Consider the following 19,036-nt stretch of genomic DNA (forward strand, 5'->3'; position numbering starts at 1 on the left):
CTGGAGTTAGCTCAATGGACAACCCGATCAAACATGAATGCCCCATTTTTATCAACGTCCACTGGAACAATGGCTTTAGGACCAAACTTGCCTTCCAGAATCAATCGAGCCACTGGGTTTTCAATGTATTGTTGAATCGCTCTCTTCAGAGGTCTTGCCCCAAAGACTGGGTCATAACCGGCCTCAGATACACGCGCAAGAGCAGCGTCACTGACTTCCAGCAACATGTCCATCTTCGCCAAACGATCACGCAAGCGTTGCAACTGAATCTTGGCAATCGCAGCAATGTTCTTTTGGTCTAAGCCATGGAACACAACCATCTCATCAATACGATTTAAAAACTCAGGGCGGAAATGTTCTTTCACATCCCCCATCACAGCTTCTTTGAGTTTCTCTTGTGGCTGACCACTCATCGACTGGATCATTTGCGAACCTAAATTGCTGGTCATCACGATCACAGTATTTTTAAAGTCCACAGTGCGACCTTGTCCATCCGTCATGCGACCATCGTCCAAGACCTGCAACAAGACGTTGAATACATCTGGGTGAGCCTTCTCAACCTCATCCAATAAGATGACGCTATAAGGCTTGCGACGAACGAGCTCAGTTAAATAACCACCCTCTTCGTAGCCCACATATCCTGGAGGTGCACCAATCAAACGAGCCACGCTGTGCTTTTCCATGAATTCACTCATGTCAATGCGAATCAAGTGCTCATCACTGTCAAATAAGAACTCGGCCAGCGCTTTGCAAAGCTCTGTTTTACCAACACCTGTTGGACCCAAGAATAAGAATGAGCCATAAGGCTTGCCTTCATCAGAGAGACCAGCACGTGAGCGTCGAATCGCATCAGAGACCGCTGTAATAGCCTCCTCTTGACCAATCACTCGATTGTGCAAGTAGTCTTCCATTTGCAATAACTTGTCACGCTCACCTTGCATCATTTTTGATACAGGAATACCTGTGGCTCTTGAGACCACCTCAGCGATTTCCTCTGCACCCACTTGAGTGCGCAACAATTTATGTTTAGAAGTAGAACCCTTGGCCTCAGCGACGGCAGCTGATTTCAATTTACCTTCTAGTTCTGGTAACTTGCCATACTGTAGTTCAGCAACTTTTTCTAATTTGCCATCACGTTGTAATTTGACGATTTCAGATTTAACTTTATCAATCTCTTCTTTGATTGAAGCCGTACCCTGAGCAGCACCCTTTTCTGCTTTCCAGATTTCTTCAAGGTCTGCATACTCTTTACCCAAACGCTTGATCTCTTCTTCAATCAGCGCTAGACGCTTTTGTGAAGCTTCGTCTTTTTCTTTCTTCACTGCCTCGCGCTCAATCTTCAATTGAATCAAGCGACGATCTAACTTATCCATGACCTCTGGCTTTGAATCAATTTCCATTCTGATGCGAGATGCAGCCTCATCAATCAAATCAATCGCTTTATCTGGCAAGAAGCGATCGGTGATGTATCGATGAGATAACTCAGCAGCAGCCACAATCGCTGGGTCTGTGATTTCTACACCGTGATGCAGTTCGTATTTTTCTTGTAAGCCACGCAAGATAGCAATCGTGTCTTCAACACTTGGCTCACCAACCATGACTTTTTGGAAGCGACGCTCTAACGCTGCGTCTTTCTCAATGTATTTGCGGTACTCATCCAATGTTGTGGCGCCAATGCAATGCAACTCTCCACGAGCCAAGGCTGGCTTGAGCATATTGCCTGCATCCATGGCACCTTCAGATTTACCTGCGCCGACCATGGTGTGTATTTCATCGATGAAAACAATCGTCTGACCTTCATCTTTAGCAACATCACTCAAAACGGCTTTGAGACGCTCTTCAAATTCCCCGCGATATTTAGCACCCGCCAATAGCAAGGCCATATCTAAAACTAGAACGCGTTTATTTTTTAAAGTTTCAGGAACTTCCCCATCAATGATTCTCTGGGCTAAGCCCTCAACAATCGCTGTCTTACCAACACCTGGTTCACCAATCAATACAGGATTGTTCTTGGTGCGGCGTTGCAAAATTTGAATCGCACGACGAATTTCATCATCGCGACCAATGACAGGATCTAATTTACCCAAGCGCGCACGCTCAGTTAAATCGAGGGTGTATTTTTTTAAAGCTTCACGTTGATTTTCAGCATCAGCACTATTCACAGACTGTCCTCCACGAACTGCCTCAATGGCAGCTTCTAAAGTTTTACGGGTAATACCAGCAGCCTTGATCGCTTTACCAAGGTCACCCTTATCGTCACTTAAGACCAATAAAAAAAGTTCGCCTGCGATGAAATCGTCGCCTCGCTTGGTTGCTTCTTTTTCAGTTAAGTTCAAGTGGGCTGCCAAAGAACGTCCAATTTGCACATCGCCACCAGTGCCCTGCACTTGAGGTAACTTAGCAAGCAAGGCTTGGCATGCCTTTTCCAAAGCCAGCGCATTACCACCGGTTCGATTAATCAATGATTTAGCGGTGCTGTCAGCTTGCTGCAACATCGCTAAAAGGACATGTTCAGACTCAATGTATTGGTTATCAGCGTTCAAAGCCAAGCTTTGGGCTTCGCCCAGAGCTTCTTGGAATTTACTGGTTAATTTATCTAGTCTCATGGATATCTCCCATTATTTATGTTCAGTATGTGGGTACATAAGCCTAAATTTCAAGTGATTTAGATCAAATAAATTGCTGGCTTTATCATAGAGGGATGTCATGGTGTTTATATCTCTTGGAATGTTCTGATGGAAGCTACTACGCTGGCATCACCAATGACCTGGAGAACCGTATCAACGCTCATAACAATGGCACCGGCGCCAAGTACACCCGCGGTAGAAGTCCCGTCAAATTGATCGCCCAGCAGGCATTTGAAAACCGCTCTGAGGCTTCCAAGGCTGAAAGCCAGATCAAAAAGCTCCCTAAAAACCTCAAACCAGGATTTTTTGCGTGAGTAACGAGAACCTCAAGGACATCCAGGAAAAGATCGAAGAGTTTTACCAAGCTGTCCAAGCTAATTGGCCAGGCTTTAAGACTCGAGTGGGCCAAGAACAAATGTTTGCTCACATTGCTCAAACCTTGAGTCAAGCTAAAAGCCCTAAAGACGTCAGAGATGGTGACAATATCTTGGTGGTTGAAGGTAAAACTGGCGTGGGTAAAACGCTTGGTTACCTTATTCCAGCGATTGTGTTCAGTAAGTTGCTAAACAAGCGCGTGATCATCAGCACTGGTACCGTGGCACTGCAAGAACAGCTCATGCAAAAAGATTTGCCTAATTTGGCAGATCTATCACCCATCTCGTTTGAATATGCCTTGGCCAAAGGCCGCAGTCGTTATGTGTGCAATATCCGCTTGGAACAAGTCAGTGGGAAAACCAAACAAACCGCTCTTTTTGAAGACGCCAACTGGGACGGTCCACCAAAAGAACAAGATAAAGATAGTTTTGCAGATGCCCTACTTAGCTTAAATGATGGTTCATGGAATGGTGACAAAGACACCGCCCCTCCAGAAATCACCGACAGCATGTGGCCCAGAATTGCTGCAGAAAGAAGCTCATGCTTGGGCAGGCACTGCCAACGCTTCAATGTGTGCCCTTATTTCAATGCCAGACGTGACCTGGTCAAAGCAGACGTGATCATCGCCAATCATGATTTGGTGATTTCAACAATTGCCTCGGGTTCAAAGATTCTTCCGGATCCATCAGAAACGCTTTATATCTTTGATGAAGCCCACAATCTTCCTCAAGTAGGTATCAAGCACTTCGCTTCATCCGTTGGCTTGATTGCTAGCACTCGTTGGTTAGAAAAAATCATGGCAGCGGTTTTGCGGGCAGACGCTCTTTTGCCAGACTCTTCAGGAAAAACTGTGGAAGAGGTTCATGGGTATGTTGAAGATTTGATCATGCACACCAAGCAAATGATCAATTCATTGAGATTGGCTAACTTTGTGACCCATGAGCAAGCCATTCACCGCTTTAAAAATGGCGAACTAAGTCCTGAGTTTTTAAGTTATGCTGAAACCATTGGGCCGCTGGCAATCGCGCTAAATAATCGGGTCAGTAAAATTTTGCAGCAACTCAACGATCAAAGAAATAACAGCATCGATAAAGATTCATTCAGCCCTGCGATTTTAGAAATCGGCAGTTATCAGTCTAAAACTGAGAATCTATCCAACACTTGGCATTTGATGCAAGCAGATGCCAACCCGCCAATCGCCAAATGGGTGGAGTGGCAAGACCTAGGTTCTACCTTTGATTTCAAACTTCACGCCTCCCCCATCAGCGCTGCTCAAAATTTAGCTCAGACTCTTTGGTCCACGAGTTCTGCGGCCGTCTTGACCTCAGCAACCCTCAGAACCATGGGTGATTTTCAATACTTCTTAGGGCAAACTGGCTTGAACTGGTTCCCAAAGACAAATACGCTTGAAGCTGAATCACCATTCAATTACGAGGAGCAAGGCACATTCATCGTTCCAGAAATGATCAACTGTCCCAGCGCCAATGCTCAAGGCCACACGGATGAACTGTCTGCTGAAATACCAAAACAACTAAAAGATTTGAAGCATGGCGCCTTGGTTTTGTTCACATCAAAAAAGCAAATGAAACAGGTTCACGATGACTTGCCGGATGATTTTTTACAAGACGTCTTGATGCAGGGTGATATGCCTCGCAATAAATTAATCAGCCAGCATGAATCACGCATCCAGGATGGTCATCGCAGCATTTTGTTTGGCATGCAAAGTTTTGGTGAAGGCTTGGATCTTCCTGGAAAATTATGTGAGACCGTCTTGATCACCAAATTACCATTTGCTCCGCCTGATTCACCGGTTGAGGAAGCCAAATCAGAATGGCTGGAAAAGAATCAAGGCAATCCTTTTTACGAAATCAGCGTTCCTGCGGTGGCTTTGAAGTTACAACAATGGGTGGGACGTGGCATCAGAACTGAAACAGATCACGCCACCATCATCGTTTTAGATAAACGATTGAAAACCAAACCTTATGGCAAAAAAATAATGGCGGGCTTGCCGCCATTCAAACGTTTGATGTAGTTTGTTTGAGTATTTAGAAGAATTGCTATTACTGCCACTTCTTCAGAGCTTCATCATCGCTCAGGCGTGCATCCACCCAGCGAGCTCCTTCAGGCGTATCTTCTTTTTTCCAAAATGGCGCCAAAGTCTTTAGGTAGTCCATGACATATTCACAGGCAGCAAAAGCTTCGCCACGGTGAGCACTGGTGACTGCCGTTAAAACGATTTGATCTTCAATGTTCAAAGGACCCACTCGATGAATGATCAATACATCAAAAATATCCCAACGAGCTTTGGCTTTTTCAATAATTTCCTCAAGAGACTTTTCGGTCATGCCTGGGTAGTGCTCCAAGGTCATCGCAGCCACTTCGGAACCGTCATTGCGATCACGAACTGTGCCGACAAAAGTGGCAACTGCGCCAACCCGTGCATCACCAGCTCTTAATTGTTTGATCTCTTGTGACAGATCAAAATCTTCAGTTTGAATACGAACTGGCATGTTTATCCGCCCGTCACTGGAGGGAAGAAAGCCACCTCAGCCTGATTAATCAGTGCTGTGTCACCTTCCACCATTTGATGATTCAAAGCCATGCGCACCGCTTTACCTTCAGCCAATGCCTCAGACCATGACTCACCCCTGCTCATCAAATGATGGCGTAACTGCGTCAAAGTCTTCACCGAGGTAGGAACATCGAACTGCTCTTCTGATGTTTTCAAGGTCTCGCGCAAAGAAGCAAAGAATTTAATCGTTATTTTCATAGTGATAGCTTAAATCATTCCTGCAAAAGGCATGTACTTCACCATATCACCACGCTTGATGGCTTGAAGTGGTGGGTTATCTACCAAACCATCCGCCCATGAAGCGCTGGTTAAAACACCTGAGCTTTGATTAGGGAATAAATCTAAGCCACCCTGGGCATTGATGCGGACACGCAAAAATTCATTGCGACGATCAGGCTTTGACCAATCAAAATCTGCACGCATCATGATCGTAGGAGCATTTGCATGAGCTCTTCCCTGCAACTTAGTAATGAAGGGGCGAACAAATAATAAGAAAGTGACAAAACTAGAAACTGGATTGCCAGGCAATCCCATGAACCAAGTTTCCAAATGATTTGCACCCTGCTTTTTAACCGCGCCGAATGCCAATGGCTTGCCTGGCTTGATGGCAATTTGCCACATATCTAGACGACCTTCAGCAGTCACAGCTGGCTTGATGTGATCTTCTTCACCCACTGACACACCACCAGAGGTGATGATCAGATCATAGTCCTTACTGGCGCGACGCAAAGCATCTCTGGTAGCTTCTAAAGTATCAGGCACGATGCCTAAATCAGTGGCTTCACAACCCAGAGAGCGAATACATGCCAAGAGAGTGTCTCTGTTGGAGTTGTAAATAGCGCCAGGCTTTAGTGGCTGACCCGGAAGAGTTAATTCATCCCCAGTAAAAAAAGCAGCTACTTTGATTTTCTTGGTCACTGGTAACTGATGGTATCCAGCAGAGGCAGCAACACCTAACTCCTGAGCCCTGAGATAAGTGCCCTTACTCAAGGCCACGCCCCCTGCTTTTAAATCTTCACCTTGCAAGCGAATCCATTGACCTTGCTGAGGCACTTCTTGAATAGTGATTTGATCACCGCTCACAACGCAGTCTTCCTGCATCACCACGGCATCTGCGCCAGGTGGAATCGTGGCACCCGTGAAAATTCTGGCGATCGTGCCAGACTTGAGCTCTGTACCAACATGCCCGGCTGGAATGCGTTGAGAAACGTTAAAACTTTGTCCGGCTGATTCAATATCAGCCACACGAACGGCATAACCATCCATCTGAGTATTGTTCATCGGTGGAACATCGACTTGACTTAGGATATCCGTGGCCAAGATTCTGCCCAAAGCATCTTGAGTATTGACCACTTCAACTTCTGCGCTCGGCTTTGCTTGAGCCAAGAGGTGCTCAAGGGCTTCAGCAGCAGTTTTCATCGGGGGTTTGTTCATGGCTTGCGTCATCGGCTTAGTCTAATGGTTTTAGGCTTATTTTGCTAAAACACCAGCGATTGAAAGGACTTGCTGTGCCACTTCTTCAATATTATTCAAATCAAGTACTGGGATATCTCTTGTTAGATCTGGCTTATTGATCGCATCGATACCACCTGGATAAGCAATGGCTTGAATAAAGTTATCTTGATTGGCTTTAACTGAATTAGCTACGCACTCATCGTGCTCATGACGCCACAACTCAATTTTAGGGATTTTGGCATCCTTGAAACCTTCAACGATAACCAAATCACATGGAGATAACTTGCTCAACTGCTCTTCCATGGTCGGCTCAGCAGATTGTCTTAGCTCATGCATCAGTACCCAACGTTGATCAGATACCATCAGAACCTCAGATGCACCAGCTTCGCGATGGCGATAAGAGTCTTTGCCTGGTTTATCAATATCAAAGTGATGATGTGTGTGCTTGATGACTGAAACCTTGTAGGCTCGCTCAGTCAAAAATGCGATCAACTTCTCGATCAAGGTTGTTTTGCCAGTCCCAGAGTAAGCAACAAAACCAACCACAGGCACAGGGTTGGCCTTCACTGAAGTGTTTTGTTGACTCTGAATTTGGCTCATCAATCACAAACCCGTGTGGGCAGCAACGAAGTCTTTCACTTGATGAACATCTGCCGGCATATCAACAACACGCTGAGGCTTATTCTCAATACCAATGAACGATGCTGGGCGATCAGGTGTTCGGCCAATCGCTTCTTCGATGGTTTCGGCAAACTTGATCGGCAGCGCTGTTTCCAAAACCAGCATAGGAACATTGCTTTGTAGATTTTCACGGGCAACTTTGACGCCATCCGCTGTGTGTGTATCGATTAAAACCTTGTACTTGGCATGAATGTCTCTGATCGTGTCTAGACGATTGAGGTGCGTGCTCTTGCCAGAAACAAAGCCATATTGAGCAATGTTTTTATAAGCAGGGTCTTGTGATAAATCAAAACCACCCTTGGTTTCAACATCCTTGAACATTTGCGCAGTTTTTACAGCATCACGACCCATCAAGTCGTAGATAAAGCGTTCAAAATTACTTGCCTTTGAAATATCCATTGACGGGCTGGTGGTGTGGAAGGTCTCAGCAGATTTACGTGCTCTGTAAACACCTGTTTTAAAGAATTCATCTAAAACATCATTCTCATTAGTAGCCACAACCAATTTTTCGATTGGCAAGCCCATCATGCGTGCGATATGACCAGCGCAAACGTTACCGAAGTTACCTGAAGGCACGCAGAATGAAACCTTCTCTGTGCTGTTTTTGGTGGCCAATAAATAACCTTGGAAGTAATAAACAACTTGAGCTACCACTCGGGCCCAATTGATTGAATTAACCGTGCCAATTTTTTGACGGGCTTTGAATTCATGATCATTGCTAACCGCTTTAACAATGTCTTGAGCATCATCAAAAACACCATCAATGGCAATGTTGTAAATATTTTCATCTTGCAAGGAATACATCTGGGCCACTTGGAAAGCACTCATCTTTCCTTTTGGTGAGAGCATGAAAACGCGCACACCTTTTTTACCGCGCATCGCGTACTCAGCAGCACTGCCAGTGTCACCTGAAGTGGCACCCAAGATATTCAATTCTTGACCTTGCTTATTCAAGGTGTACTCAAATAAGTTACCCAACAACTGCATGGCCATGTCTTTGAATGCAAGCGTTGGACCATTCGACAAACTCAACAAACCAAAGCGAGTACCCTGCTCATCACCCAACCAATGAATCGGTGTAACGTCTTTTGCCGAATCATCAGCACGGCCATTGCAATAAACCTCAGCTGTGTAAGTTTTTCTAACCAGAGCTCTGAGGTCTTCCTGAGGGATGTCATCGCAATAGAGGCTTAACACTTCAAATGCTAAATCAGCGTAAGACAATCCTCGCCAAGCATCCAGCTGTGCCGGTGTGACCTGAGGGTATTTAACAGGCAAATACAAACCTCCATCAGCAGCCAAGCCACCTAGAAGGATTTCTGAAAATGTTTGATGGGCGTTATGACCACGGGTTGAAATGTAGTGCATTGCGTAATTTAATTAACTTAAGTTTTCTAAACGAATTTTTGTGACTGAACCTTCAACAGTTTTCAGAGCCTCAACCTTGGCAATAGCAGCCAAAATATTTTTCTCTTTGGTCTCATGTGTCAACATGATGAGATCGGTTTGGTTTTCACCATCGCCTGCTTCACGTTGCAACATGGCATCAATTGAAATGCTGTTGTCCGCCAAAATACGGGTGATGTCAGCCAAGACTCCTGTGACGTCTGCAACACGCAAACGCAAGTAGTAGCTCGTTGTAATTTCACCCATTGGCATGATGGTCGTATTGACCATTGAACCAGGTTGGAATGCCAAATGTGGCACACGGTGTTCTGGATCAGCTGTTTGTAAACGGGCCACATCGACCAAGTCGGCAATCACTGCAGAGGCCGTTGGCTCTGCGCCAGCACCCTTACCGTAATACAGCGTTGTTCCGACAGCATCACCCATCACCTGAACTGCATTCATGGCACCTTCAACGTTGGCAATCAAACGTTTTGTTGGAATCAAGGTTGGATGAACACGCAACTCAATGCCGTCTTTGGTTTTTTTGGTGATACCCAATAGCTTGATGCGATAACCCAATTGCTCAGCATATTTAATATCTATTGCTGAAAGTTTGGTGATACCTTCTACGTGAGCCTTATCAAATTGCATCGGAATACCAAACGCAATCGCACTCATGATGGTGGCCTTGTGAGCAGCATCAACACCTTCAATATCAAAAGTAGGATCTGCCTCGGCATAACCTAAGCGTTGAGCTTCTTTTAGAACAACATCAAAGTCCAAACCTTTGTCACGCATCTCAGACAAAATGAAATTAGTCGTGCCATTGATGATGCCGGCAATCCATTCAATCCGGTTGGCCGTCAAACCTTCACGCAAAGCCTTGATGATTGGAATACCACCAGCAACAGCAGCTTCAAAGTTAACGGTCACGCCCTTGGCTTGAGCGGCAGCAAAAATCTCATTTCCATGCACAGCCAATAGTGCTTTGTTTGCTGTCACCACGTGCTTGCCGTTATTGATAGCTGCCAAAACCAATTCTTTAGCGATGCCATAACCACCAATCAACTCAACCACCACGTCAATTTCAGGGTCATTCACAACTTGCTTGGCATCTCCCACCACTTTGGCGCGGCCTTTGACCAACTCTTCAGCGCGCTTGGTATCGAGGTCGGCAACTGTGTGGATCTTGATACCACGACCAGCGCGGCGGGTGATTTCCTCTTGGTTGCGTTCAAGCACATTGAACACACCACCGCCAACAGTACCGATGCCTAGAAGGCCAACTTGAATAGGTTTCATAACTAAAAACTCTTACTTAATTAAAGGTGAAAATAAAATTTAGTGCTGCTTATTTTTTACTGCTGATATCTGCAAAAGAATGGCTTACTTTTTGCCGTACTTTTGGCGATAACGCTCCAAGAACTTGGCAAGCCTTGCAATTGCCTCACGCAAGACATCTTCATGCGGCAAGAAAACAATTCTGAAGTGATCTGGCTTGGGCCAATTAAAGCCACTGCCCTGCACCAATAAAACTTTTTCTTCGCGCAATAAGTTTGCAATGAATTCTTGATCATTCTCGATTGGATACATCTCAAAATCCAACTTAGGGAACAAATACAAAGCTGCTTTTGGTTTAACGCAAGTCACGCCCGGTATTTTTGTGACCAATTCCCAAGCAAGATCTCGTTGACGGCGCAAACGTCCGCCCTCTGCAACCAAGTCATCAATGCTTTGATATCCGCCCAATGCCGTCTGAATAGCGTTTTGACCAGGGACGTTAGCGCACAAGCGCATGGATGAAAGCATATTCAAGCCTTCGATGTAATCTTTAGCGCCGCTTTTATCGCCTGACACCACCATCCAGCCAGAGCGATAGCCACAGGCACGGTAATTTTTAGACAAGCCATTGAATGTCACAGTCACAACATCAGTTGATAAAGCACCAATCGATGTGTGCTTTTCACCATCGAACAAAGTCTTATCGTAAATCTCATCAGCAAAAATAATCAAGCCATGTTCACGGGCCAAAGCAATGATCTGTTTTAGAACGTCATCACCATACAAAGCACCTGTTGGATTGTTTGGGTTGATCACCACAATCGCTTTGGTCTTAGGCGTGATTTTTGCTTTGATATCAGCAATGTCTGGAGACCACTCTTGAGCCTCATCACACAAGTAATGCTTAGGTGTTCCGCCTGAAAGACTGACCGCTGCTGTCCATAGAGGATAGTCAGGTGCTGGCACCAAAACTTCATCGCCAACGTTCAACAAAGCATTCATGGCTAAAACGATTAGTTCTGAAACGCCATTGCCCGTATAAATGTCATCCAGGGTCACGCCTTGAATGCCTTTTTCTTGGCAGTAATGCATGATGGCTTTGCGTGCTGAAAAAATTCCCTTGGAATCTGAGTAAGCAGCTGAATTAGGTAGATTGCGAATCATGTCCAACTGAATCTCTTCAGGAGGGTCAAAGCCAAAAACACCCACATTACCAATATTCAACTTGATAATTTTCTGGCCTTCTTCCTCCATCTGTTGAGCGAGCTCAAGAACGGGTCCACGTATGTCGTAACAAACGTTATTTAATTTGGAGGATTTTTTAATTTCTTTCACAATAATCACTTAGAAACCAATAGGAATACTATAAAGTCTTAATTTATCTATAATTTTGTAATTATGACAGAGCCTGAGGCGATTTAACGTGAAACTACAACCGGATAAGCAGCCCTCTCTGAACACGGTTTCAGCCTACGGCCCCGATTACATCGAAATCAACGCTCAGCGTTACACAAATTCTTTGCTTTTATCCCCAGAAAGCCCAGTAATTGAATGGTCTTGCACCCGTTTTGAGGACATCAAAACCGAGGATTTTGAACAAATTGCCAAGCTAGAGCCCGCGGTGGTTATTTTCGGTAGTGGCCAGCGGATTCGCTTCCCTCAACCAGCCCTGATTGCCCCCTTGATTGCCCGCAATATTGGTCTAGAGACCATGGATTTACAGGCTGCCTGTCGCACTTATAACGTGCTCATGGCTGAGGGCAGGAAAGTTGTAGCAGCTTTATTGATTGAAAAGTGAGTAAAAAAATCGACTTTTTAAATAAGTCTGATATAAATATGCTTAAAAGCAGCATAAATAATAAAACTGGAGACTTAATGAGCGTAGTACTTGGTAAACCAATCCCCTACTTTGAGATTCCAGCAACCAGCGGTCTGGTTTTCACTCCAACCGCTTGTCAGGGTCGCAAAGTGGTCATGTATTTCTATCCCAAAGACTCAACCCCTGGTTGCACGGTTGAATCCATGGAGTTCAGAGATGCGATTGATGATTTCACCAAAGCCAATACTTTGATCGTCGGAATCTCAAGAGATAACCTTAAGTCACACGAGAACTTCAAGAGAAAGATTGAACTGCCTTTTGAGTTGTTGGCTGATACCGAAGAAACCCTTTGCCAAATGTTCGGCGTTATGAAAATGAAGAACATGTATGGCAAGCAAGTTCGCGGCATCGAACGCAGCACATTCCTGATTGATGAGGAAGGCGTTTTACGTCACGAATGGCGCGGCCTTAAGATTCCAGGACACGTTCAAGATGTTTTGAAAGCTGCCATCGATTTATGATTGCAATGTCACAAAAACTAGGATAAGTTATCACTTAGATGCACAAAAATACATTTACCTTATCAACCGCCCAACCACCAGGTAGGCGGTTTTTTCTTTTTTAGGAGACCTCCGGAATGCCTCTGCCACCAATCCCCACACAAGCAGCAGATAAAGTAAACATCAGCCGTCAACCAAAAGCAGAGTTAAAGAAACGTCCAAAAAGAATTGAAATTGAAGAAGTAGATGAAGTAACAGAATTAGTCGAGAGTTCTGTCAGTCTAGATCTAGAGACCGATGACTCTCAATCATTGGCAGACATTGCCATTGAAAAAATGCGTGCGCCGAGTAAGTCCAGCAAGAAAACATCAGCGCCAACAGCGAAGAGCTCAACACGTGTTAGAAAAATACCTGATGACGGCATCATTCGCTTGTTTGTTCTTGATACAAACGTGTTGATGCATGATCCCTCAGCCCTCTTCCGCTTCGAAGAGCACGATGTTTATCTGCCAATGATGACGCTTGAAGAATTAGATAACCACAAAAAGGGCATGAGTGAAGTTGCTCGCAATGCCCGAACTGTGAGCCGCTCGCTCGATCAGTTAGTAGCAAATACCAGCGGCGTTTTAGAGGAAGGCATTCCTCTGAATAAATTAGGCAATAAAGACGCCACAGGTAGCTTGTATTTCCAAATCGAGCTCAACAGCATCACCCTGCCCGATGGCCTACCCACCGGTAAAGCTGACAACATGATTCTGGGTGTTGTGCGAGAGCTTCAACAAAGTCGCAAAGATCGACAAGTGGTGTTGGTATCAAAAGATATCAATATGCGCATCAAGGCCCGCGCCTTAGGTTTGCCAGCAGAAGATTACTTCAACGACCAAGTGCTTGAAGACCGTGACTTGATGTACGCAGGAATACTTCAGTTGCCAGTGGATTTTTGGCCAAAACATGGCAAAGACATGGAAAGCTGGAGCGATGCAAAATCAGGCACGATGTTCTATCGAGTCACTGGTCCAACGGTTGCTCACATGATGGTCAATCAGTTTGTCTATCAGGAAAACTCTGATGGCGGAACTCCCTTTTATGCTCAAGTCAGAGAAGTACAAGGACGAACTGCACTTCTTCAAACTTTGCGAGATTTTTCTCATCAAAAGAACAATGTTTGGAGCATCACAGCACGCAATCGCGAACAAAATTTTGCGATGAACTTGCTCATGAATCCTGATATTGATTTTGTTACTTTATTGGGTCAAGCTGGTACAGGTAAAACTCTATTGGCTCTGGCTGCAGCCCTTGAGCAAGTGTTGGATAGCAAGCGCTACAACGAAATCATCATCACCCGTGCCACAGTTCCGGTTGGCGAAGACATTGGATTCTTACCAGGCACTGAAGAAGAAAAGATGCAGCCATGGATGGGCGCTTTTGATGACAACTTGGAAGTGCTTCATCGCAATGAAGATGGCGCTGGCGAATGGGGTCGAGCAGCAACGCAAGAATTGATCCGCTCCAGAATCAAAGTGAAGAGTATGAACTTCATGCGTGGCCGCACGTTTGTGAGCAAGTTTTTGATCATTGATGAAGCACAAAACTTAACTCCTAAACAGATGAAGACTTTGGTGACTCGTGCAGGTCCTGGAACCAAAATCGTTTGCTTGGGTAACATCGCTCAGATTGATACACCTTACCTCACAGAGGGTTCATCAGGCCTGACTTATGTTGTGGATCGTTTCAAAGGTTGGCGTCACAGCGGTCACGTGACTCTGGCACGCGGAGAACGTTCACGTCTTGCGGATCATGCAGCAGACGCTCTTTAATCAATCATGGCTTAAGAAGGCGAGGAAGTTCTCGCCTTCTTTTTCATTGAGCTTTGAACAAAGTAAAAGAAGCTTATTGATATTTGGTGGCTGCAGCATTTTGACTGCGTGCGCCAGCTTGCCGAGATTTTCATCGCTGCCTGATTTTGATCAAGAGGTCAGCGCTGGCCTTGAGGATATTTCAATTGCTGCGATTGGCTTGGTAGGCATCCCTTATCGCTATGGTGGCAACACCCCTAAAAGCGGTTTTGATTGCAGCGGTTTGATTGGCTATGTTTATAAGAATGCTGCCAACAAACAAATGCCTCGCACCACCGATGAAATTGGCAAAATTGGTCAATCCTTGGGCAATAAAACTCCCGCCCCAGGTGACTTGGTATTTTTTAATACCCAAGGCGGTCCACATTCACATGTTGGTATTTATGTGGGTAAAGGACGTTTTGTGCATGCCCCTTCAAAAGGTGGCACTGTGCGCTTAGAAAAAATCACATCGTCTTATTGGTCCAACAGATACACCGAGGCCAGACGAGTCGTACAAAGATAATTAGCATCATTCATAAAAAAAGCCTGATCGATGATCAGGCTTTTTTGTTGAGATATTTTCTTTGCGTTTTAATCTTAGAGAATTTGTTTGCCAACCCACCATGCAGCAGCAGCCATCAAGCCTGATGCTGGAATTGTCAAAACCCAAGCCCAAACAATGCTACCAGCCAATCCCCAACGGACAGATGACATACGACGCGCAGAGCCTACGCCAACAATTGCTCCAGTGATCGTATGCGTGGTTGATACTGGAATACCTAAAGCGCCAGCCATGAACAAGGTCATAGCACCGCCAGTTTCAGCACAGAATCCACCAAATGGTTTTAACTTGGTGATTTTTTGACCCATGGTTTTAACAATGCGCCAGCCACCAAACAAAGTACCTAAACCAATCGCCACATAACAAGAAACGATCACCCAAGTTGGAGGTGATGAATCGGTTGTTGACATGTATCCACCAGTTAACAACAGCAACCAAATAATACCGATGGTTTTTTGAGCATCATTGCCGCCATGACCCAAGCTGTACATTGATGCAGAGACCAATTGCAATCTCCTGAACCAGCGATCAACGTGGGCTGGTGACATTCTGAAACAAAGCCAAGAGAACAAGAGCATCAACAAGGATCCCAATATAAAACCCATCAAAGGAGAAACCAAGATAAATGCAACCGTTTTAAGCACGCCAGCAGTGATTAATGCTGTTGGACCAGACTTTGCCAATGCTGCACCGACCAAGCCACCAATCAAAGCGTGAGATGAGCTTGAAGGAATACCGCCCCACCAAGTGATAATGTTCCAGGCAATTGCGCCAACCAAAGCCCCAAAAATCACATAGTGATCAACAATCGATGGGTCAATTGTGCCCTTGCCGACCGTGGCAGCCACTTTAAGCTGAAATACCAAGATAGCAATAAAGTTAAAAAATGCGGCCATAGCAACTGCATGCTGTGGCTTTAAAACCCCAGTCGATACAACTGTTGCAATTGAATTGGCTGCATCATGGAAGCCATTCATAAAATCGAATAGCAAGGCCAAGCCCACCAATAAGGCCACAACCCAAATACTCATTTCCACTGGAGTCATTACGCGTTTTCCAGAACGATGCCTTCAAGGATGTTCGCCACATCCTCACATTTATCAGTGATGGTTTCCAATAATTCGTAAACTGCCTTGAGTTTCATCAAGCGTTTGAAATCATTTTCATCACGGAACAACTGAGACAAAGCAGCACGCATCACGCGGTCAGCATCAGACTCAAGCATGTCAATTTCAGTCGAAATTCGCAAAATATCCTTGGCGTTTTTCATGTCATGCAGCTTGGTTACTGCAGCATTAACTCTTTCGCAACAGGCTTCACAAATTCGGGCTAATTCAACAGCCTCTGGAGTAACTTGAGTTACATCGTATAGCTGAATAACTTCAGCTACATCTTCCATCAAGTCCAAAATATCATCCATCGTGGTAATCAACTTATGGATTTCATCCCGATCCAATGGAGTAATGAAGGTCTTATGAAGCAAATCAATGGTTTCGTGGGTAATTTTGTCGGCTTTTTTCTCAGATGCCTGAATAGCACGAGCATGTTCTGGGGCATTTGGTAAGTCATTGATGAGCTTATAAAGGTCTTTCGACCCTTGAACGCATAGCGCAATGTGTTCGTTGAATAACTCGAAGAAATTCTCTTCTTTAGGCATGAATCGACCGAGCATAGACATCCTTATATGACATGACACAAAAGTGTCATCATTTTAGTCTATTTGATTCGGCGAACCAGAAAAAGAGTTAGAAGGGTTCGTATCCGCCAGAGGACTGGCCTTGACCCAATGCCAAGTTATCAAACTTGGTAAATTGACCCTGCCAGCTGAGCTTCACGGTGCCAATTGGACCATTACGCTGCTTGGCGCAAATGATCTCAGCAATACCCTTATCCGTTGTTGTATCAGCGTGATAAACCTCATCACGATAAATAAACAAAATAACGTCGGCATCTTGCTCAATAGCACCAGATTCACGCAAATCAGACATGATTGGGCGTTTGTTTGGACGCTGTTCTAGGCCACGATTTAACTGAGATAAAGCAATCACTGGGCATTGCAATTCTTTGGCCAATGATTTTAGAGATCTGGATATTTCTGAAATTTCGGTGGCACGGTTTTCAGAACTGCCGCCACCACTGTTACCACTCATCAATTGAAGGTAGTCAACCACGATCAAACCCAGTGTGCCGCACTTGCGGGCAATGCGTCTGGCTCGGGCACGAAGCTCAAGACTGCTCAATGCACCAGTCTCATCAATCATGATGCTGGCTTCATTCAAACGAGAAATGGCTTCAGTGATCTTTGGCCATTCATCTTCAGATAACTTACCGGTTCTCATGCGCGATTGGTCGATACGACCCACAGAACCCAAAATACGGGAAGCCAACTGTGAGGCGCCCATCTCCATAGAGAAAATCAATACAGGCAGACCTTCTTTGAGCGCAACGTTCTCAGCAATATTGACCGCGAAACTGGTTTTACCCATCGATGGACGACCGGCCACAATGATCAAGTCACCCTTTTGTAGGCCACTGGTTTGGCGATCTAAATCCACGAAGCTGGTTGCCACACCTGTGACATCCGTTGAACCCTGACGGTGATACAGCTCATCAATGCGGCTCACCACTTCAGTCAACAATGGGGCAATTTCAAAATAATCTGTTTTACCGCGATTACCCTCTTCGCCAATCGCCAAGATTCTGGATTCAGCCTCATCCAAGATAGTTCTGACTGAACGACCTTCAGGAGTGAATGCAGTACCAGCAATTTGGTCTGAAGTTTGAATCAAGCGACGCAGAACGCTGCGGTCACGAACAATTTCAGCGTAACCACGAATATTTGAAGCGCTGGGCGTTGATTGAGCCAAAGCATTGAGGTAATCAATGCCAATCGACTCGCCACCACCCTGAGTTTTCATGGCCTCTGCGACCGTGATCACGTCTGCTGGCATGCCCTCACTGGCCAACTTGCCAATGACTCGATAAATCAGCCCATGATCAGGACGATAGAAATCTTTTTCCGTGAGGATATCCCCCACCCGATCCCAGGCGGAGTTGTCCAAAAGCAAACCGCCGAGTACCGATTGCTCGGCCTCGACGGAATGCGGAGGTACTTTTAAAGCTTGTACAGCTAAATCAACCATGAACTGATGATATCAGAGAGATATCAAACAATTAAAGATGAATTAAGCTTGCTCGCCAATCACTTGGACAGTAATTTCAACAACTACGTCTGTGTGAACAGCAACTGATAACGGGTGGTCACCAACAATCTTCAATGGGCCTGTAGGCATACGAACTGAAGCTTTCTCAATCGTGAAACCTTTGGCTTTCAAAGCGTCAGCAACGTCATGGTTTGTTACTGAACCAAACAAACGGCCATCAACACCAGCTTTTTGTCTGATTTCAAGAACAAGACCACCCAACTTTGCACCAACAGCTTGAGCAGCAGCTAATTTCTCAGCAGCTAGCTTCTCTAATTCAGCGCGCTTAGTTTCAAACTCAGCAATCGCTGCAGCTGTAGCACGGCGAGCCATGCGTTGTGGGATTAAAAAGTTACGTGCGAAACCATCTTTAACGCGAACAACGTCGCCCAAGTTACCGAGGTTAGCTACTTTTTCTAGGAGAATAATTTGCATAGTGACTCCTGATTATTTCTTATGTTGGTCAGTGAAAGGCATCAAGGCTAAAAAACGAGCGCGCTTGATGGCTGTCTCTAATTGGCGTTGATACAAAGCTTTTGTACCAGTCAAACGAGCAGGAGTGATCTTGCCGTTTTCACCGATGAAGTCACGTAGTGTGTCTACATCTTTGTAATCAATTTGGTCAACGTTTGCAGCTGTGAAGCGGCAAAAACGCTTACGTTTAAATAATGGGTTTTGTGCTGGACGCTTGTTCTTGCGGTCATCACCTTTTTTTACAAATGCCATGATGTTTC

General features: G+C 45.2%; 19 protein-coding genes. 6 read left to right on the top strand and 13 right to left on the bottom strand.

Translation table 11 applies throughout. The features are described 5' to 3' along the window. Window positions 1–11: 11 nt before the first annotated feature. Complete coding sequence (gene clpB / locus ICE88_RS00900) at window positions 12–2,606, bottom strand: ATP-dependent chaperone ClpB (RefSeq protein ID WP_216248488.1); 2,595 nt, start codon at window positions 2,604–2,606, stop codon at window positions 12–14. A gap of 95 nt (window positions 2,607–2,701) precedes the next feature. Here clpB and ICE88_RS00905 point away from each other — a divergent pair, with 95 nt between their 5' ends. Both ICE88_RS00905 and dinG read left to right on the top strand, forming a co-directional pair. Beyond that, window positions 2,702–2,941 (top strand): GIY-YIG nuclease family protein, encoded by a 240-nt coding sequence (locus ICE88_RS00905; RefSeq protein ID WP_089516520.1) that lies wholly within the window; start codon window positions 2,702–2,704, stop codon window positions 2,939–2,941. Further along, window positions 2,938–5,034, top strand: a complete 2,097-nt coding sequence (gene dinG, locus ICE88_RS00910) for an ATP-dependent DNA helicase DinG (protein ID WP_216248490.1) — start codon at window positions 2,938–2,940, stop codon at window positions 5,032–5,034. Before ICE88_RS00905 ends, dinG begins: the two co-directional genes overlap by 4 nt. A 28-nt stretch (window positions 5,035–5,062) precedes the next feature. Here dinG and moaE read toward each other — a convergent pair whose 3' ends face one another. From moaE to ICE88_RS00945, 7 genes are all read right to left on the bottom strand, one after another. Continuing rightward, window positions 5,063–5,512, bottom strand: coding sequence for a molybdopterin synthase catalytic subunit MoaE (gene moaE / locus ICE88_RS00915; RefSeq protein WP_216248492.1), 450 nt, complete (start codon window positions 5,510–5,512; stop codon window positions 5,063–5,065). Window positions 5,513–5,514: 2 nt separating this feature from the next. Further along, window positions 5,515–5,772, bottom strand: coding sequence for a molybdopterin converting factor subunit 1 (gene moaD, locus ICE88_RS00920; RefSeq protein WP_216248494.1), 258 nt, complete (start codon window positions 5,770–5,772; stop codon window positions 5,515–5,517). A 9-nt stretch (window positions 5,773–5,781) separates the two neighbouring features. Next, window positions 5,782–7,020 carry a gephyrin-like molybdotransferase Glp gene (glp, locus tag ICE88_RS00925; RefSeq protein WP_255535149.1) on the bottom strand — a complete coding sequence of 413 codons (1,239 nt, stop codon included), beginning with the start codon at window positions 7,018–7,020 and terminating at the stop codon, window positions 5,782–5,784. A gap of 24 nt (window positions 7,021–7,044) precedes the next feature. After that, window positions 7,045–7,629 carry a molybdopterin-guanine dinucleotide biosynthesis protein B gene (gene mobB / locus ICE88_RS00930; RefSeq protein WP_216248496.1) on the bottom strand — a complete coding sequence of 195 codons (585 nt, stop codon included), beginning with the start codon at window positions 7,627–7,629 and terminating at the stop codon, window positions 7,045–7,047. A gap of 3 nt (window positions 7,630–7,632) precedes the next feature. Next, window positions 7,633–9,078 carry a threonine synthase gene (thrC, locus tag ICE88_RS00935; protein WP_216248497.1) on the bottom strand — a complete coding sequence of 482 codons (1,446 nt, stop codon included), beginning with the start codon at window positions 9,076–9,078 and terminating at the stop codon, window positions 7,633–7,635. A 12-nt stretch (window positions 9,079–9,090) separates the two neighbouring features. Beyond that, complete coding sequence (locus tag ICE88_RS00940) at window positions 9,091–10,401, bottom strand: homoserine dehydrogenase (protein WP_216248498.1); 1,311 nt, start codon at window positions 10,399–10,401, stop codon at window positions 9,091–9,093. 84 nt (window positions 10,402–10,485) lie between these two features. Next, entirely contained in the window at window positions 10,486–11,715 is a 1,230-nt protein-coding gene (locus ICE88_RS00945) for an aminotransferase class I/II-fold pyridoxal phosphate-dependent enzyme (protein ID WP_216248499.1), read from the bottom strand. Window positions 11,716–11,803: 88 nt separating this feature from the next. On the opposite strand from ICE88_RS00945, the gene ICE88_RS00950 reads away from it, so the two are divergent. The 4 genes from ICE88_RS00950 to ICE88_RS00965 all read left to right on the top strand — a co-directional run bounded on the left by ICE88_RS00950 (window position 11,804) and on the right by ICE88_RS00965 (window position 15,060). Next, a complete protein-coding gene (locus ICE88_RS00950) occupies window positions 11,804–12,178 on the top strand; it encodes an MTH938/NDUFAF3 family protein (RefSeq protein WP_216248500.1) in 375 nt (124 codons plus the stop codon). Window positions 12,179–12,255: 77 nt separating this feature from the next. Next, on the top strand, window positions 12,256–12,720 hold the full coding sequence (locus ICE88_RS00955) for a peroxiredoxin (protein WP_216248501.1): 465 nt from the start codon (window positions 12,256–12,258) through the stop codon (window positions 12,718–12,720). A 116-nt stretch (window positions 12,721–12,836) separates the two neighbouring features. Further along, window positions 12,837–14,516 carry a PhoH family protein gene (locus tag ICE88_RS00960; protein WP_216248502.1) on the top strand — a complete coding sequence of 560 codons (1,680 nt, stop codon included), beginning with the start codon at window positions 12,837–12,839 and terminating at the stop codon, window positions 14,514–14,516. A 46-nt stretch (window positions 14,517–14,562) separates the two neighbouring features. Then, window positions 14,563–15,060, top strand: a complete 498-nt coding sequence (locus ICE88_RS00965; protein WP_370624411.1) for a C40 family peptidase — start codon at window positions 14,563–14,565, stop codon at window positions 15,058–15,060. Window positions 15,061–15,134: 74 nt separating this feature from the next. Here ICE88_RS00965 and ICE88_RS00970 read toward each other — a convergent pair whose 3' ends face one another. The 5 genes from ICE88_RS00970 to rpsR all read right to left on the bottom strand — a co-directional run bounded on the left by ICE88_RS00970 (window position 15,135) and on the right by rpsR (window position 19,028). Further along, on the bottom strand, window positions 15,135–16,145 hold the full coding sequence (locus tag ICE88_RS00970) for an inorganic phosphate transporter (RefSeq protein ID WP_216248506.1): 1,011 nt from the start codon (window positions 16,143–16,145) through the stop codon (window positions 15,135–15,137). Next, a complete protein-coding gene (locus tag ICE88_RS00975; RefSeq protein WP_216248507.1) occupies window positions 16,145–16,771 on the bottom strand; it encodes a DUF47 domain-containing protein in 627 nt (208 codons plus the stop codon). The genes ICE88_RS00970 and ICE88_RS00975 overlap by 1 nt, the downstream gene beginning before the upstream one ends. A 73-nt stretch (window positions 16,772–16,844) precedes the next feature. Further along, window positions 16,845–18,242, bottom strand: coding sequence for a replicative DNA helicase (dnaB, locus tag ICE88_RS00980; protein ID WP_215291528.1), 1,398 nt, complete (start codon window positions 18,240–18,242; stop codon window positions 16,845–16,847). A gap of 42 nt (window positions 18,243–18,284) precedes the next feature. Continuing rightward, complete coding sequence (gene rplI / locus ICE88_RS00985; protein WP_089516509.1) at window positions 18,285–18,737, bottom strand: 50S ribosomal protein L9; 453 nt, start codon at window positions 18,735–18,737, stop codon at window positions 18,285–18,287. Window positions 18,738–18,749: 12 nt separating this feature from the next. Beyond that, window positions 18,750–19,028 (bottom strand): 30S ribosomal protein S18, encoded by a 279-nt coding sequence (rpsR, locus tag ICE88_RS00990; protein WP_088812045.1) that lies wholly within the window; start codon window positions 19,026–19,028, stop codon window positions 18,750–18,752. Between the last annotated feature and the right edge of the window lie 8 nt (window positions 19,029–19,036).

Origin of the sequence: Polynucleobacter sp. AM-26B4 (assembly GCF_018882285.1) — a bacterium.
Lineage (GTDB): Bacteria > Pseudomonadota > Gammaproteobacteria > Burkholderiales > Burkholderiaceae > Polynucleobacter.

Bases quoted from the DNA above. Each gene is read 5' to 3' on its own strand.
- dnaB (WP_215291528.1), bottom strand. From the start codon at position 18,242: ATGGTTGATTTAGCTGTACAAGCTTTAAAAGTACCTCCGCATTCCGTC.
- mobB (WP_216248496.1), bottom strand. From the start codon at position 7,629: ATGAGCCAAATTCAGAGTCAACAAAACACTTCAGTGAAGGCCAACCCT.
- moaD (WP_216248494.1), bottom strand. From the start codon at position 5,772: ATGAAAATAACGATTAAATTCTTTGCTTCTTTGCGCGAGACCTTGAAA.
- rplI (WP_089516509.1), bottom strand. From the start codon at position 18,737: ATGCAAATTATTCTCCTAGAAAAAGTAGCTAACCTCGGTAACTTGGGC.
- ICE88_RS00975 (WP_216248507.1), bottom strand. From the start codon at position 16,771: ATGCTCGGTCGATTCATGCCTAAAGAAGAGAATTTCTTCGAGTTATTC.
- moaE (WP_216248492.1), bottom strand. From the start codon at position 5,512: ATGCCAGTTCGTATTCAAACTGAAGATTTTGATCTGTCACAAGAGATC.
- glp (WP_255535149.1), bottom strand. From the start codon at position 7,020: ATGACGCAAGCCATGAACAAACCCCCGATGAAAACTGCTGCTGAAGCC.
- ICE88_RS00955 (WP_216248501.1), top strand. From the start codon at position 12,256: ATGAGCGTAGTACTTGGTAAACCAATCCCCTACTTTGAGATTCCAGCA.
- ICE88_RS00940 (WP_216248498.1), bottom strand. From the start codon at position 10,401: ATGAAACCTATTCAAGTTGGCCTTCTAGGCATCGGTACTGTTGGCGGT.
- ICE88_RS00960 (WP_216248502.1), top strand. From the start codon at position 12,837: ATGCCTCTGCCACCAATCCCCACACAAGCAGCAGATAAAGTAAACATC.
- ICE88_RS00970 (WP_216248506.1), bottom strand. From the start codon at position 16,145: ATGACTCCAGTGGAAATGAGTATTTGGGTTGTGGCCTTATTGGTGGGC.
- rpsR (WP_088812045.1), bottom strand. From the start codon at position 19,028: ATGGCATTTGTAAAAAAAGGTGATGACCGCAAGAACAAGCGTCCAGCA.
- thrC (WP_216248497.1), bottom strand. From the start codon at position 9,078: ATGCACTACATTTCAACCCGTGGTCATAACGCCCATCAAACATTTTCA.
- clpB (WP_216248488.1), bottom strand. From the start codon at position 2,606: ATGAGACTAGATAAATTAACCAGTAAATTCCAAGAAGCTCTGGGCGAA.
- ICE88_RS00905 (WP_089516520.1), top strand. From the start codon at position 2,702: ATGTCATGGTGTTTATATCTCTTGGAATGTTCTGATGGAAGCTACTAC.